Below are 13,998 nucleotides of genomic sequence, written 5' to 3'. Positions count from 1 at the left end.
ATAAAGAAAGGAACGAACAATGAAAAGAAAACAATTAGTAGCCATTGGTGTGGTCATCGCGATACTTTTATTATTGTATTGGCTTTTTATAGCTGAAGATATTAATGCATGGCTCACTACGAATTGATTTTTAAGGGCATTCGCGAGGAGTTGTTAAAATAATAATGTATCTTCGCAAAAAATCATAGACTCATGAAAGGATTAAGTTACTCATTTCTGCGAGTGATTTGTGCGCTCGTAATCGGTTTGGTATTGGTGATGTTTCCCGACCAAGCAGGTGATTATTTTGTGATTACTATAGGTGTCATCTTCTTGGTGCCTTCACTCATCAGTATTATAGGATATTTTGCGCAAAGTGCCGAAATGCGCCGCCGCTTTCCTATCGAGGGAGTGGGTAGTTTGCTGTTTGGCTTGTGGTTAATCATTATGCCCGGTTTCTTTGCCGATCTGCTGACGTTTGTATTGGGATTTATCCTGGTGATGGGAGGGGTACAACAAATAGCCTCACTTTCAGCAGCACGTCGCTGGACTTCGGTTCCCACCGGATTTTATATCATTCCGGTGCTGATTTTGCTTGCCGGACTGATTGCGCTGTTCAATCCTACGGGAGTACGCTCTACAGCATTCATCATTATTGGTATCAGTAGTTTGATTTATGCAGCTTCGGAATTGCTGAACTGGTTTAAATTTACACGCCTTCGTCCGAAAACACCGGGAGCAAAGGATGCTTCTTCCAAAGAAATCAATAACATTGAAGATGCTGAAATCATAGAATAAAAAAACAGACCATGCGTTGGTTGGAAACAGATGGTCTGTTTACCCTAAACGCATGGTCTGTTTGCATTGAATAGATGGTCTGTTTTAGTCAAACAGACCATCTATTTTTTTATTCTTGCAACCACTTATTTATCAGTGAGATGGCTTCTTGCTTTTGAACTTCTGGTAGGGTGCTGATACGGGCACGATGGCTTCCGTTAGGTTCGATGAATACATGTATATTTTCTTTTCCCTTCAACCAAGTTACTCCAGCTGCCGTCCATGGGTCGTTCTGACCGTAGATGAAGATCATTTTCGGATCGTTTTCTTTCAGGAACTTCGTTATCTTCTTGCCCAAGGTTTTGTCGAAAGGCATGTCTTTCAGTTCTTCGGGTAGCATCAGGCGATGCAGGTAATCTTTGCTCGATTTGATAGAAAGATATTTCTTGAAAGGGCGGATGTCGTAACCATAATAACCCAGTTCGCGCGCAGCCTGTACAAAGAACGAAGCCGTAGGGCTATCTGCAATAAAGTATTCAGGATTACTGATGTCGAGCAGATGGGCGAAGATTTCATCATCCGATGCGGTTACTGCCGGAATGCTGCTGATGGGAGTTCCCCATTGCCATAGGGCGAAGGAGTATTCCAGTACCGAGTAATCGTAAATCTCTTCAAGAGGGGCATGGAATTTAAGTCCTTTCTCTTCACAATATTTTTCGAAGCGGGGAAGTAATGTGGCTTTACGTTTCAGTACTTCCAGCTGGAAGTCTTCAATCTTTTTGCGGTTTTCGGCGGTAGACACTTTCCGGAGGAAAGGTTCGTGACGACCGTCTTCGGCAGCATAACAAAGAGGAGCAACATAAGGCACGGAGATATCTACATCGTCCGGATAAAAAGTACGGTAGAGCATGCATGTTTGTCCGCCTTTGCTGATACCTGTTGCAATCCATTTGCCGGGATAGATGCCTTTGAAAGCAGTGGTCACAGCATGCAGGTCGTCAGCAGAGCTTTCAGCTGTCAGGTATTGCCAGTCTTTGGGTTCGGGAGTGGATTCGAGAAAATAGCGGTACTCAACGAATATCATATTAGCATTGAGCAGTTTGGAAAGTTCTTCACGATACTTTGGATTAAGAGCGTATGCGGCGCCATAACCTTCGGTCACAAGCACTGTAGGACGGTCGAAGCCCACATGGGAAACGATGACCCGCTGACTGAAACTACCTTTTTCGGGATGACGGTGATCCAGCGGTTGAGTGAAATAGGTTACATACTTCTCGGTAAATTCAGTAGATTCCGAGGGTTTGGTTTCCGTAATGGCGGAAATCTTACTTAACTTTTGCTGCAACTCCGTTTGTGCGGATAGAGATGCCGATGTAAATAGAAGTGCAAACAGCAGAATCGCTGCATAACAGGTTCGTAGATTCTTCATAATATTCATAGTTGTTTTATATGAAGGCAAAGATAACCTATTTTGTTGCTATCGGCACTATCAACCGGACAAAAAAAAAGGAAGAAGAACTACCTCACGGCACCTCTTCTCCTGCAAACTTAAAACAACCAACAAAAGAAATAATAATTAGTGTTTAGTGGTTTTTCATCTGATAAACAGCAATTCCCTGTACTTAGGTAATGTCCACATCTGGTCGTCAACGATGAGTTCCAACTTATCTATATGATAACGTATCTCTTCCATCATCGGCACGATTTTGTCATGGTAGGTGATGGCTTTTTCACGTTCGCATTCAATCTTGTTGGCAACCTTACGGGCTTCGATCATAGCATCTACATGCTCTTTGATGAAAGCGGTGCGGTCTGCAATCTCTTCAATGAGTTCCAGGTTCTTGGCAGATAGTTTTGCAGCTTTCTCTGCGGGGAACAAGTCCTTCATCTTATAAACGTTGTCGACCAAATCCGTTTGATACTTTGTAGCAACGGGGATGATGTGGTTCATTACTAAGTCTCCGAGAACACGGGCTTCTATTTGGATTTTCTTGGTGTACGTTTCCCATTTTACTTCGTTACGGGCTTCGAGTTCCTTTCGGGTCATAACACCGATGGACTCGAACATCTTGATGCTTTCAGGTTTCAGGTAATTGTCAAAGATAACGGGAACGCTGGTTTCGCAATCCAGACCACGACGGGCGGCTTCTGCTTTCCATTCATCGCTGTAGCCGTTGCCATCGAAATGGATAGGCTTGCAAACCTTGATGTAATGGCGGATCACTTCGAGAATAGCCGGAATCTTCGGCTCGCCTTTTTCGATAAGCGCGTCCACGTCTTTTTTGAATTCTGCCAACTGCTCGGCAATAGCGGAGTTGAGGGCAATCATGGCACAGGCACAGTTCGCTTCCGAACCTACGGCGCGGAACTCGAAGCGGTTGCCGGTGAAGGCGAAAGGACTGGTGCGGTTACGGTCGGTATTGTCAATCATCAGTTCCGGAATTTGCGGAATATCCAGCTTCATGCCCTGCTTGCCGCTGAGGCTTACAAGATCGTCTTTGGTACTCTCTTCGATATGTTCCAGCACTTGAGACAACTGTTTTCCCAAGAAGGAAGAGATGATGGCAGGAGGTGCTTCGTTAGCACCTAGACGGTGAGCATTCGTTGCACTGGAAATGCTGGCTTTCAGCAATCCGTTGTGCTTGTAAACGGCCATCAAGGTATTCACTACGAAGGTGATGAAGCGCAAATTATCTTCGGGAAACTTGCCGGGAGCATGTAGCAGAATGCCGGTATCGGTACCCAATGACCAGTTATTATGTTTGCCGCTACCATTTACTCCTTTGAAGGGTTTCTCGTGCAATAGTACACGGAAGCCGTGATTACGAGCCACTTTACGCATCAGAGACATGAGGAGCATGTTGTGGTCGACCGCCAGATTGCATTCCTCGAAGATAGGGGCCAGTTCGAACTGGTTGGGCGCTACCTCGTTGTGACGGGTCTTGACCGGAATGCCCAGTTTGAGTGCTTCTATTTCCAGTTCCTTCATAAACTCAGCTACACGTGTAGGGATTGCTCCGAAATAGTGATCTTCCAGTTGCTGGTTCTTGGCACTTTCATGCCCCATCAGGGTACGTCCGGTCATTAGTAAGTCGGGACGTGCTGCATACAACCCTTCATCGACCAGGAAGTATTCCTGTTCCCAGCCCAGATAAGCATATACCTTCCTTACATCCGGATTGAAATAGTGGCAAACATCGACGGCTGCTTTATCTACAGCTTGCAGAGCTTTCAGTAACGGAGCTTTGTAGTCCAGGGATTCACCGGTATAGGCAATAAAAATAGTTGGGATACAGAGTGTGTCGTCCACAATAAAGGCGGGAGAAGAAGGGTCCCATGCAGAGTAACCACGAGCTTCGAATGTATTGCGAATACCACCGTTTGGAAAACTGGAAGCATCCGGTTCCTGCTGTACGAGCAGTTTTCCGGTAAATTCTTCCATCATACCGCCTTTGCCGTCATGCTCTACAAAAGCGTCATGCTTTTCGGCAGTGCCTTCAGTCAACGGGTGGAACCAGTGCGTATAGTGGGTTGCTCCCATTTCAATAGCCCACTTCTTCATACCCGCAGCTACTTCGTCAGCAATGCTACGATCTAGCTGTGCGCCATTTTCAATCACATCAGTTAGTTTGGCATAAACCTTACTGGGCAGATACCTGAACATCTTCTCTTTGTTGAACACATACTTGGCAAAATACACGGACGGACATTCCGCCGGAGCTGCCACTGCAACGGGTTTCTTCTTGAAAGCCGTCTCTACTACTCTGAATCTCAATTTTGACATAATACTTTAGAGTTGTAATTGTTGGTTTAAAATTATGTTAGAGTAAAAAAACTTTGGTTCCCGGGAAGGCGATCAAACCTGCCCGGGATTGTAATTATCAGTTGTATGCTGATTCTCCGTGTTCGTAGATGTCGAGGCCTTCTTCTTCCACTCGTTTGGAGACGCGGAGACCGTGAATCTTGTCGAGGCTCTTGAAGATGATGTAACCCATGCCTGCTGCCCAGCAGCCTACTACGAGTGCACCGAATAACTGTGCACCGAGGAAGCCCCAGCCTGCACCGTAGAACAAACCTTCGCTGGTAGAGAACAAACCTGTAAGGACGGTTCCTGTGAAACCGCAGACACCATGTACGGAACTTGCGCCTACGGGGTCGTCAATCTTCAGCACGCGGTCGATGAACTCTACTGAGTAAATCATCAGGATGCCGCAGACGGTGCCGATAATGACTGCTCCCACCGGAGAAACTGCGTCGCAACCTGCCGTGATACCTACCAAACCAGCCAGAATGCCGTTCAGCGTCAGTGACAAGGACGGTTTGCTATACTTCATCCAGCTGACTACCAATGCGAAGAAACCGCCTGCACAAGCTGCCAAGTTAGTTGTCAGGAATACGTGTGAGATAGCTTCCTGGTCGGCTGTGGTAGCCGCTGCCAACTGTGAACCGGGATTGAATCCGAACCATCCGAACCAGAGGATGAATACACCGAGTGCGGCGATGGTCAGGTTATGTCCGGGGATAGCTTTCGATCTGCCTTCTTTTCCGTATTTACCGATACGCGGGCCGAGGATGGCGGCGCCTACCAAAGCGATCCAACCACCTACGGAATGAACGATGGTAGAACCTGCGAAGTCATGGAAAGTTGCTCCGAACGTATCCATCATAAAAGAACCTGCTTCGCCGTTCATCAGCCAACCGCCGCCCCAAGTCCAGTGACCGGAAATGGGATAAATCAGTACACTGATGAAGATGGTGTAAACCAGATACATGGAGAACTTGGTACGTTCTGCCATAGCTCCTGACACGATGGTGGCAGCCGTGGCACAGAATACCGTCTGGAATACGAGGAATCCTTCGGAAGGAAGTCCGCCGCCGTCATAGAACGAGAGGTCGAAGAAGTGGGGCATCCCGATGAATCCACCTGCTCCGAACATCAGTCCGAAACCGATGAAACAGTAGAGCAGGGAACCGAACATGAAATCCACAAGGTTCTTCATCAAGATGTTGGCGGTATTTTTTACTCTTGTGAAACCGGCTTCTACCAATGCGAAGCCCGGCTGCATGAAGAATACCAGCATCGCCGCGAGCAGCATCCATACGGTGTTCAGTCCGTTAGCCAATTCGTCTGTTATTGCACTATCCGCTGTTGCGGTCATTGCACTGTCCGCTACTGCGGGTTCTTGTGCGAAAGTATCGGTGGTGAAGCAGAAAGCCATGAATATAGCGGTGGCTATACACAGTCGGGCATGACTGCATACTTTATATTTGTCCATAATCTCTTTAGACTTTAAGTTGTATTGTATTTTCTTAAATGCGATTTGTTGCTGCCGGCTTATCTTTCTTGTTCGGCATTATAGAGTGCGATGTCGCCTCTCTCGGCAGTACGGATGCGGATGGCATCTTCAATGGGAATGACGAAGATACGTCCGTCGCCTATCTCGCCGGTTTGTGCGGATTTGATGATGGCTTGTACGGTCTTTTCCGTATTCTTGTCGCGCACCACGATGGAGATAAGGATTCGTTCGATAGAACTGGTGTCATACAGTACACCACGGTAGATACGGGCTTGCCTGGACTTCCCGATGCCTCTTACTTCGTAGTAAGAGAACCATTCAATGTCCGCTTCGAGGAGTGCGTCTTTCACTTCCTCGAATTTTGTTTTGCGGATAATAGCTTCAATCTTTTTCATACCTTAAACAATTTATATGTATAATTCCCTAAAAACTCAATCCGACAACGAAATAGGCTCCTTCCGATCTGGGATTCCAAGTGGCTTTGGCAAACAAGGGAAGGGAGAATGAGTCGGTGATCTTAATATCTTTGCTTACTCCCAAACTGACGTCGCATACGGCAAAGCCATTAGCTCCGTAGAAATCAGTGGCCCAGGGAGTGGCTCCTATTTCTGCTGTCCAGTCCAAACCTCCTAACTTGAATGGAGCGGCAAGAGAAAGGTAAGATGAATAGGCGCGGTCACCCTCTTTATCCAATCCGTCGGCTCCGGCAAAATTGGTGTACCAGTTTACGGCAAGCGGACCGAAATCATAACCGATTTGCCCTTCGAATACATGCGCCGTGTTGCGTGCACCGTATTGGAAGTAGCCGGGACCGCTGTTGAACCAATAATCCGTAACCGATACACTGAAACCTCCGGTGGAATAGCCTAGTGTAAGGTCAAACTCTTTATCGTCTTTACTTTCAAACCCTACGGAACCCCATGCTTCCAGAGAGAAACCTCTGAAAGAGACGGATGCACTGGGCTGGATGCTTACGCCTCCCAAATCCTGACCACGCCAGATGTATCCGCTAACTAGGTTGGCGCCTACCGATGCTTCTACTTTATCTTGTGCTTTCGCCGTGAAAGGCATTGCCATTGATAATAACGTGATTGCTATTACCCCTAATTTTACACTTCTTGTACTCATATACCTTTAATCTTTAAGTTTAAAAAATTGCGGATGATCAATCCGGCACGTGTTATAGTATAGCGCTTAAACTATAGTAGTTTGCTTTATTTATTTATTTCAACCAGTTACGAATACGTCTCATCGCTTCCACGCAATCTTCGTGTTTGCCGAAAGCGGTCAACCGTATGTAGCCCTCGCCACTGGGTCCGAATCCGACGCCCGGAGTGCCGACAACGTTGGCTTCGTATAGCATTTGTTCAAAAAAACGCCAGGAACTTGTGCCGTTCGGAGTTTTCAGCCAGATGTAAGGAGCATTCACGCCGCCGTACACTTGCAGTCCGGTTGCTTCGAGGCCCTCCTTCATGGTGCGGGCATTGGTCATATAGTAATCAATCGTCTCTTTTATTTGTTGTCTTCCTTCGGGAGTATAGATGGCTTCTGCCGCCCGTTGAGTGATGTAACTGGTGCCGTTGAACTTGGTGCACTGGCGACGGTTCCACAGTTTGTTCAGTGAGATGCGTTCACCTTCCAGTGTGGCGGCGGTGAGCTCCTTCGGTACTACGGTATAGCCGCAACGTACTCCTGTAAATCCGGCGGTCTTCGAAAAACTACGGAATTCGATGGCGCATTTTTTGGCACCTTTAATTTCGTAAATGGAGTGGGGCACATCTTCTTCTTGAATAAAAGCTTCGTATGCGGCGTCAAACAGAATGAGCGTATCGTTGGCAAGTGCATAATCCACCCATTTTTTCAGTTCGGGTTTGGTTAGGGTAGTACCCGTAGGATTGTTGGGGTAGCAGAGGTAGACGATGTCGATGCGTTTGTCCGGAATCCGGGGAATAAAATGGTTTTCGGCGGTACAGGGCATGTAAGTTACATTGCTCCATTTGCCATTTTCTTCCAGTACGCCGGCTCGTCCGCACATCACATTGCTGTCTATGTACACCGGATATATCGGGTCGGTCACGCCTACGCTGTTGTCGTGGCGGAGAATGTCACCGATGTTGCCCGTATCACTTTTGGCTCCGTCGTTTATGAAAATTTCCGTTGGAGCGAAATGGATGCCGCGCGGAACGTAATCATGTTTGACGATAGCCTCAATCAAAAAGTCATAGCCTTGTTCGGGACCGTAGCCGTGGAATGTTTTTGCATCAGCCATCTCTTCCACTGCCTTGTGCATCGCTTCGATGCAGACCGGTGGCAGTGGCCGGGTAACGTCTCCTATACCCAGACGGATGACATCTTGTTTGGGGTGTGTTATCCTGAAAGTATTTATCTTTTTAGCTATGTCCGAGAATAAGTAACTGCCCGGTAGCTTTAAAAAATGTTCGTTCACTAATGCCATATCTTTGCTTTTGTTTTAAGTTCTACTTTTTACTGATGCCCGATGTTCGGCTCTACTCTTCAATCTCCACTTTCCCGTCGAATACCTTTGTGGCTTCTCCCGTCATGAATACATGATTGGTCGTGTTATCCCATTCGATGGTAAGTGGACCTCCATCCATGATGATGATTGATTTTCTTCCGGCACGTCCGGTACGGAAAGCGGCTACGGCAGTGGCACAAGCTCCTGTGCCGCAGGCTTGAGTGATGCCCGATCCGCGTTCCCAGACGCGCATTCGTATTTGGCCTTCTCCTAGCACTTGTGCAAATTCTACATTGATGCGTCCGGGGAAGAGGGGATGGTTTTCTAATTTGGGTCCTATAGCGGGAAGATCTATCTCTTTAATGTCATTGACAAAGATTACCAGATGCGGATTTCCCATTGATACGGTAGTTCCTACATAGCGCTTTCCCTCTACACTGATAGGCTGTTCCTTCATCGGCTTGGCACCTTTTCCGTCGTAGTCTGCCGGTTCATCGGCAGGGACGCCCATGTCTACGGTCACAGAGTTGACCTTTACGTCAGTAGAGTTGACCTTTGCAGCAGCCAAGTGCAGCTTTAGAATCTTGATACCTGATAGGGTGTCGAGGGTGATTTCAGTTTTCCGGGTTAGCCCATGTTCATAAAGATATTTACCGATACAACGGCTGGCATTGCCGCACATCATGGCTTCTGAGCCATCGGCATTGAAGATGCGCATGCTGAAATCCGCTTTTTCAGAGAGACCGATTAGCACCAGACCGTCACTACCAATTCCTGTGTGCGGTGCACTCCATTTCTTCGCAAGTTCTTCCGGACTTTCGATGGGGTATTTAGTAGTATCTACATAGATGTAGTCGTTCCCAGTACCGTGCATCTTTGTGAATTCTATAGTCTTTGTCATTTTGTACTATATTTATTGATTGGTATCTCTTTTTGTTTTATTCCACTGCAAATATATAACGTTTTGTTTGATAATTAATCGGATGATATATCTATTCTCTATTGTTTTTTGATAGAACTTACATTCTGTACAAATATAACTTATTCTGCTTTCAAATTATAAGTATGGAAGATTATAATCGCAATAATTGTAATCAATATGAAGTATTATTTGACTTTTGAATAATAAAAATGATTATTTATCAGATTGATTGCTTTCTTTTTAAACAATAAAACCGCTTCATTGTTTTCAAAATGAAGCGGTTTTTGTTTGTTTAGTATCTATATGTATATAGATTGTCTATTTCTTCTTTAGAATTTCTTCTAATACTACAGGTTCATTAGTCGTAATGAAATCTGCCCCTTGAGCGATGAGCCATTCCATATCTTTGGGTTCATTCACTGTCCAGGCGTTTACTTTCATACCAAGCTTATGACACTCTTTGATCCATTCGGGGTTTTTCTGGAACACGCTGAAGTGGTAGTCCGGACCGGCGCATCCCCATTCTTTTAATTCAGCAGGAGTAGCGTCTCCGGTCAGGTAGTAGACGGGAGTACCCTTAGGTGCCAGACGAATAAATTCTTTAAGGGCATGTTTAGAGAAAGTTATGTACTCCGTACGTTTCTCCAACCCCATATCTTTAATCATTTTCACGATACCTTCTACAGCACGTGTTTCTTGTTCCGGCGTTTTGTGGGCTTTCAATTCCAGGATGAGGCGGGTTTTTAAGTTTTGGGCTTTATCCAGGTATTGTTGCAGGGTGGGGAGTTGTTCACCATTATCCAGTTCTACAGCAGTACATACTTTTGAAGTGGCATTTTGCATGGTTACTCCTTTAAATGTTTCGTCGTGGTTCACTACCAGTTTATTGTCTGTAGTGAGCCATACGTCGAATTCAGAACCGTAGCAGTTGATGGAATCCGCTTTTACGAGTGCGGCGATGGAATTTTGTGCAGAACCGTCTGTTTTCCAATAACCACGGTGTGCAATAACTTGGGTTTTCTGTGCCTGCATTGCTCCACATGCTGAAAGCAGTAGAGCAGAGGCAAGAGTGATACTTTTTAGATTCATTGTCTTAGAGGGAATTTCAAGTTTCTAGGCCCATTCAAATTTCTCGATCTTCATGCTACCCAGTTTTTGTATTTGGGGAACTAAAGTGATAAAATGAGGTGTTTGCTCATGTGCGGAAAGCGATTCCTCATTGAGCCATGTCTCACAAATCATCAAGACTTCTTTGCGGGTGGAACTTTCGAAGATGTCGTATGCAATACAACCATTATCTTTCAAAGATGATGCAACCAGTTCCTTTGCTGATTCAAGTACAGAGGCACGGTTGGCTTCAGTTACTTGGATAAAAACGTTTAATCTAATCATATTTTTTCAAATTTAGTACTCTGCAAAAGTAGTTGATTATATCCGGAAATTGAAGAAATAGATATTAAAATTCAATGATATGCTTCTTCATGCACTCCTGCTACTGCACGGCCGCTCGGATCGTTCTTTCCCTTGAACGAGGCATCCCATGCAAGAGCTTCGGCGGTAGAACAAGCCACACTGGGCACACTGGGTACACTCTTTGCCGCACTTGCACTGGGGAAATGCTCCTCGAAGATGGTGCGGTAGTAGTACTCCTCCTTGTTCATCGGGGTGTTGATGGGAAAACGTTCGGCAGCTTGCGCCATCTGTTCGTCGCTGACGGCGGCGGACGTGATGTTTTTCAGGGTATCAATCCAGTTGTAGCCTACGCCGTCGGAGAACTGTTCTTTCTGACGCCAGACAATCTTTTCGGGTAGCATATCGGCGAATGCTTCGCGGACTATCTTCTTTTCTATGACATTGCCGGGGCACATCTTCACCGAGGGATTGAGCTGCATGGCCACCTCCAGAAATTCTTTGTCGAGGAAAGGTACGCGACCTTCCACTCCCCAGGCAGCGAGGCTTTTGTTGGCGCGCAGGCAGTCGTAAAGGTGAAGTTTAGAGAGCTTGCGTACGGTTTCTTCATGGAAAGCCTGTGGAGTGGGAGCCTTGTGGAAATAGAGGTAGCCCCCAAATACTTCGTCGGCACCTTCGCCGCTAAGTACCATCTTGATGCCCATGCTTTTGATGACACGTGCCAGCAGATACATGGGGGTGGAGGCGCGAACGGTAGTCACGTCGTAGGTTTCAATAAAGTAGATAACGTCGCGTATCGCATCGAGTCCTTCCTGAATGGTATAATTTATTTCGTGATGGATGGTGCCGATGTATTGGGCTACCTCACGGGCTTTAAGCAAATCGGGCGAACCTTTTAGGCCGATGGCGAAAGAGTGGAGTTGCGGCCACCAGGCATCGGCTGTATTATCAGTTTCAATCCGCTTGGAAGCATACTTCTTGGCGATTGCTGAAATGACGGAGCTATCCAGTCCGCCGGAGAGAAGAACGCCGTAGGGAACGTCGGACATGAGTTGACGTTGTACGGCGGCTTCAAGGGCTTCCCGCAGAACGTTTACCTGCATGGTATAGGCTTTGCGATCTACAGGAGTATGAAGATTGTTGCGGTCGGCTGCGGGGGTATAGTTATCTTTCACGGCTTCGTATGATGTCCAGGTACGGGTGTACCAAGGACGGATTTTACCATCTCGTCCCCATAAGAAATGACCGGGAGGGAAGGGCTCGTATTCGTCACAGAAACCCTCCAAACCTTTCAGTTCGCTGGCTACGTAGATATGTCCTTCTTTGTCTTTTCCTATATATAAAGGTATAACACCGATAGGGTCGCGGGCAATGAGGTAGTCATTCGTCTCTTCATCATAGAGGGCAAAAGCAAAGATGCCGTTAAGCTCTTCAAGAAAATTAATACCTTTATTCTTGTAAAGAGCGAGGATTACTTCACAATCCGAACCGGTCTGGAAGTTATAGAGGTTGGCGTAGCGGTTACGGATATCACGATGATTGTATATTTCGCCATTCACGGCAAGCACTTGCTTACGGTCGGGTGAATACAAGGGTTGTCCGCCCGATTCCGGGTCGACGATGGAAAGGCGTTCATGGGCAAGGATGGCGGTGGCGCCAACGTAAATACCACTCCAGTCCGGTCCGCGATGACGGATTTTCTGTGCCATTTTTAGCGCTTTGTTTCTCAATTCCGGGGTTTGAGTCTGTATGTTGAAAATTCCTGCTATTCCACACATGATGTTTAGTGATTAAGGGTTAGTAATTCATCTATTTGCTGTGCTACTTTTCTTCCGTTGGCGAGTGCACGTACCACAAGACTGGCGCCGGTGGCGGCATCTCCGGCAATGAATACATTTTCAGAGAAATCAGGTTGTTCCGGTTTCAGAAAGCCCATAGCGAGAAGCACCATATCGGCATTGATAATTTCCTTTCTACCGGTAGGTTGCATCGTGGGGCGATTTCCGTCTTTTGCAGGAAGCCATTCCACTTCTTCCACTTCTACGCCGGTGACCTTTCCATTCTTGCCTAAGAATTGGTTGGATGCCAACGACCAACGGCGGGTACAGCCCTCTTCGTGACTGGAGGTCGTTTTTAATACTATGGGCCACTGCGGCCAGGGAGTAGCATGGTTGTGCTCTACAGGAGGTTGCGGCATTATTTCAATCTGTGTTACGCTGACAGCTCCCTGACGGATGCTGGTACCGATACAATCGGAGCCTGTATCACCACCCCCGATGACGAGCACCCGTTTCCCTTTGGCATTGACGAGTTGGTCTTTGGGGAAAGTCTCTCCATCCAGTATATGGTTTTGCTGAGCCAGCATATCGAGAGCGAAATGAATGCCTTTCAGTTCACGACCGGGGATGCTTAGGTCGCGTGCCGTCGGAGTGCCGGTGCAGACGGCATACGCATCAAATCCGGCGGGTAGCTTCTGTACATTGACATAAACGCCCATCTCGAATTTGATACCTTCGGCTTCAAGTACCTTCATGCGTCGGTCTATGACAGCTTTATCCAATTTGAAATTGGGGATGCCGTAACGGAGCAAGCCGCCCGGCATAGGTTTGCCGTCAAAGATTGTCACTTCATACCCTTTGGCATTCAAGCGCACGGCAACGCTCAATCCTGCCGGCCCTGCACCGATAACGGCTACTCTCTTCCCGTTACGTCGGGGCTGCACGGGAACGACATACCCTTCACGGAAAGCTGCCTCGACAATTGCCGCCTCATTCTCACGGATAGTGACAGGCTCATTGCATGAGAGTTTCAACACACAAGACTTTTCGCAAAGGGCAGGGCAGATACGTCCTGTAAATTCGGGAAAGTCATTTGTGCTTGTCAAAATACGGTAGGCTTCGCGCCAATGACCTTTATAAAGAGCATCCTGAAATTCAGGATCTTTATTTCCCAGCGGACATGCCCAATGGCAAAAAGGTACTCCGCAATCCATGCAGCGTGATGCCTGGAGTTTGCGTTCATGACTGTTCAGCGTTTGTTCAACCTGACTGAAATCTGTGATACGTTCGTGTATCGGACGGTAACCCGCTTCTTGACGGGGAATATGGAGAAATGCTTTAGGATCGCCCATGATAGTT

General features: G+C 46.9%; 12 protein-coding genes. 1 reads left to right on the top strand and 11 read right to left on the bottom strand.

The features are described from left to right. Positions 1-192: 192 nt before the first annotated feature. Positions 193-777: an HdeD family acid-resistance protein gene (locus Q1W14_RS03780; RefSeq protein WP_300699418.1), complete on the top strand. Its 585-nt coding sequence runs from the start codon at positions 193-195 to the stop codon at positions 775-777. A 109-nt stretch (positions 778-886) separates the two neighbouring features. On the opposite strand, the gene Q1W14_RS03775 is transcribed toward Q1W14_RS03780, so the two are convergent. From Q1W14_RS03775 to Q1W14_RS03725, 11 genes are all read right to left on the bottom strand, one after another. After that, a complete protein-coding gene (locus Q1W14_RS03775; protein WP_300699416.1) occupies positions 887-2,185 on the bottom strand; it encodes a S28 family serine protease in 1,299 nt (432 codons plus the stop codon). 165 nt (positions 2,186-2,350) lie between these two features. Then, positions 2,351-4,540 carry a glutamine synthetase III gene (locus Q1W14_RS03770; RefSeq protein ID WP_300699414.1) on the bottom strand — a complete coding sequence of 730 codons (2,190 nt, stop codon included), beginning with the start codon at positions 4,538-4,540 and terminating at the stop codon, positions 2,351-2,353. Positions 4,541-4,637: 97 nt separating this feature from the next. After that, positions 4,638-6,032, bottom strand: a complete 1,395-nt coding sequence (locus Q1W14_RS03765) for an ammonium transporter (protein ID WP_300699412.1) — start codon at positions 6,030-6,032, stop codon at positions 4,638-4,640. A 59-nt stretch (positions 6,033-6,091) separates the two neighbouring features. Beyond that, positions 6,092-6,448, bottom strand: a complete 357-nt coding sequence (locus Q1W14_RS03760) for a P-II family nitrogen regulator (protein WP_300699410.1) — start codon at positions 6,446-6,448, stop codon at positions 6,092-6,094. 28 nt (positions 6,449-6,476) lie between these two features. Beyond that, on the bottom strand, positions 6,477-7,181 hold the full coding sequence (locus Q1W14_RS03755; protein ID WP_300699408.1) for a hypothetical protein: 705 nt from the start codon (positions 7,179-7,181) through the stop codon (positions 6,477-6,479). 94 nt (positions 7,182-7,275) lie between these two features. Beyond that, entirely contained in the window at positions 7,276-8,508 is a 1,233-nt protein-coding gene (locus Q1W14_RS03750; protein ID WP_300699406.1) for an LL-diaminopimelate aminotransferase, read from the bottom strand. A 52-nt stretch (positions 8,509-8,560) separates the two neighbouring features. Continuing rightward, positions 8,561-9,430 carry a diaminopimelate epimerase gene (dapF, locus tag Q1W14_RS03745; RefSeq protein ID WP_300699403.1) on the bottom strand — a complete coding sequence of 290 codons (870 nt, stop codon included), beginning with the start codon at positions 9,428-9,430 and terminating at the stop codon, positions 8,561-8,563. Positions 9,431-9,769: 339 nt separating this feature from the next. After that, positions 9,770-10,540 carry a glycerophosphodiester phosphodiesterase family protein gene (locus Q1W14_RS03740; RefSeq protein WP_300699401.1) on the bottom strand — a complete coding sequence of 257 codons (771 nt, stop codon included), beginning with the start codon at positions 10,538-10,540 and terminating at the stop codon, positions 9,770-9,772. A 24-nt stretch (positions 10,541-10,564) separates the two neighbouring features. Beyond that, positions 10,565-10,843: a putative quinol monooxygenase gene (locus Q1W14_RS03735; protein ID WP_300699399.1), complete on the bottom strand. Its 279-nt coding sequence runs from the start codon at positions 10,841-10,843 to the stop codon at positions 10,565-10,567. Between the two features lie 71 nt (positions 10,844-10,914). Further along, entirely contained in the window at positions 10,915-12,639 is a 1,725-nt protein-coding gene (asnB, locus tag Q1W14_RS03730) for an asparagine synthase B (protein ID WP_300699397.1), read from the bottom strand. Positions 12,640-12,644: 5 nt separating this feature from the next. Further along, a complete protein-coding gene (locus Q1W14_RS03725; protein WP_300699395.1) occupies positions 12,645-13,991 on the bottom strand; it encodes a glutamate synthase subunit beta in 1,347 nt (448 codons plus the stop codon). Positions 13,992-13,998 lie beyond the last annotated feature (7 nt).

The sequence above is a fragment of the Bacteroides sp. genome (genome assembly GCF_030151085.1).
GTDB lineage: Bacteria > Bacteroidota > Bacteroidia > Bacteroidales > Bacteroidaceae > Bacteroides.
The sequence above is the reverse complement of the archived record's forward strand: the minus strand, read 5'-3'. Positions and strand labels throughout refer to the sequence as shown.

What these genes read in the sequence shown, in the direction of transcription:
- Q1W14_RS03765 (WP_300699412.1), bottom strand. Translation starts at nt 6,032, where the DNA reads ATGGACAAATATAAAGTATGCAGTCATGCCCGACTGTGTATAGCCACC.
- dapF (WP_300699403.1), bottom strand. Translation starts at nt 9,430, where the DNA reads ATGACAAAGACTATAGAATTCACAAAGATGCACGGTACTGGGAACGAC.
- Q1W14_RS03735 (WP_300699399.1), bottom strand. Translation starts at nt 10,843, where the DNA reads ATGATTAGATTAAACGTTTTTATCCAAGTAACTGAAGCCAACCGTGCC.
- Q1W14_RS03725 (WP_300699395.1), bottom strand. Translation starts at nt 13,991, where the DNA reads ATGGGCGATCCTAAAGCATTTCTCCATATTCCCCGTCAAGAAGCGGGT.
- Q1W14_RS03755 (WP_300699408.1), bottom strand. Translation starts at nt 7,181, where the DNA reads ATGAGTACAAGAAGTGTAAAATTAGGGGTAATAGCAATCACGTTATTA.
- Q1W14_RS03780 (WP_300699418.1), top strand. Translation starts at nt 193, where the DNA reads ATGAAAGGATTAAGTTACTCATTTCTGCGAGTGATTTGTGCGCTCGTA.
- Q1W14_RS03740 (WP_300699401.1), bottom strand. Translation starts at nt 10,540, where the DNA reads ATGAATCTAAAAAGTATCACTCTTGCCTCTGCTCTACTGCTTTCAGCA.
- Q1W14_RS03770 (WP_300699414.1), bottom strand. Translation starts at nt 4,540, where the DNA reads ATGTCAAAATTGAGATTCAGAGTAGTAGAGACGGCTTTCAAGAAGAAA.
- asnB (WP_300699397.1), bottom strand. Translation starts at nt 12,639, where the DNA reads ATGTGTGGAATAGCAGGAATTTTCAACATACAGACTCAAACCCCGGAA.
- Q1W14_RS03775 (WP_300699416.1), bottom strand. Translation starts at nt 2,185, where the DNA reads ATGAAGAATCTACGAACCTGTTATGCAGCGATTCTGCTGTTTGCACTT.
- Q1W14_RS03760 (WP_300699410.1), bottom strand. Translation starts at nt 6,448, where the DNA reads ATGAAAAAGATTGAAGCTATTATCCGCAAAACAAAATTCGAGGAAGTG.
- Q1W14_RS03750 (WP_300699406.1), bottom strand. Translation starts at nt 8,508, where the DNA reads ATGGCATTAGTGAACGAACATTTTTTAAAGCTACCGGGCAGTTACTTA.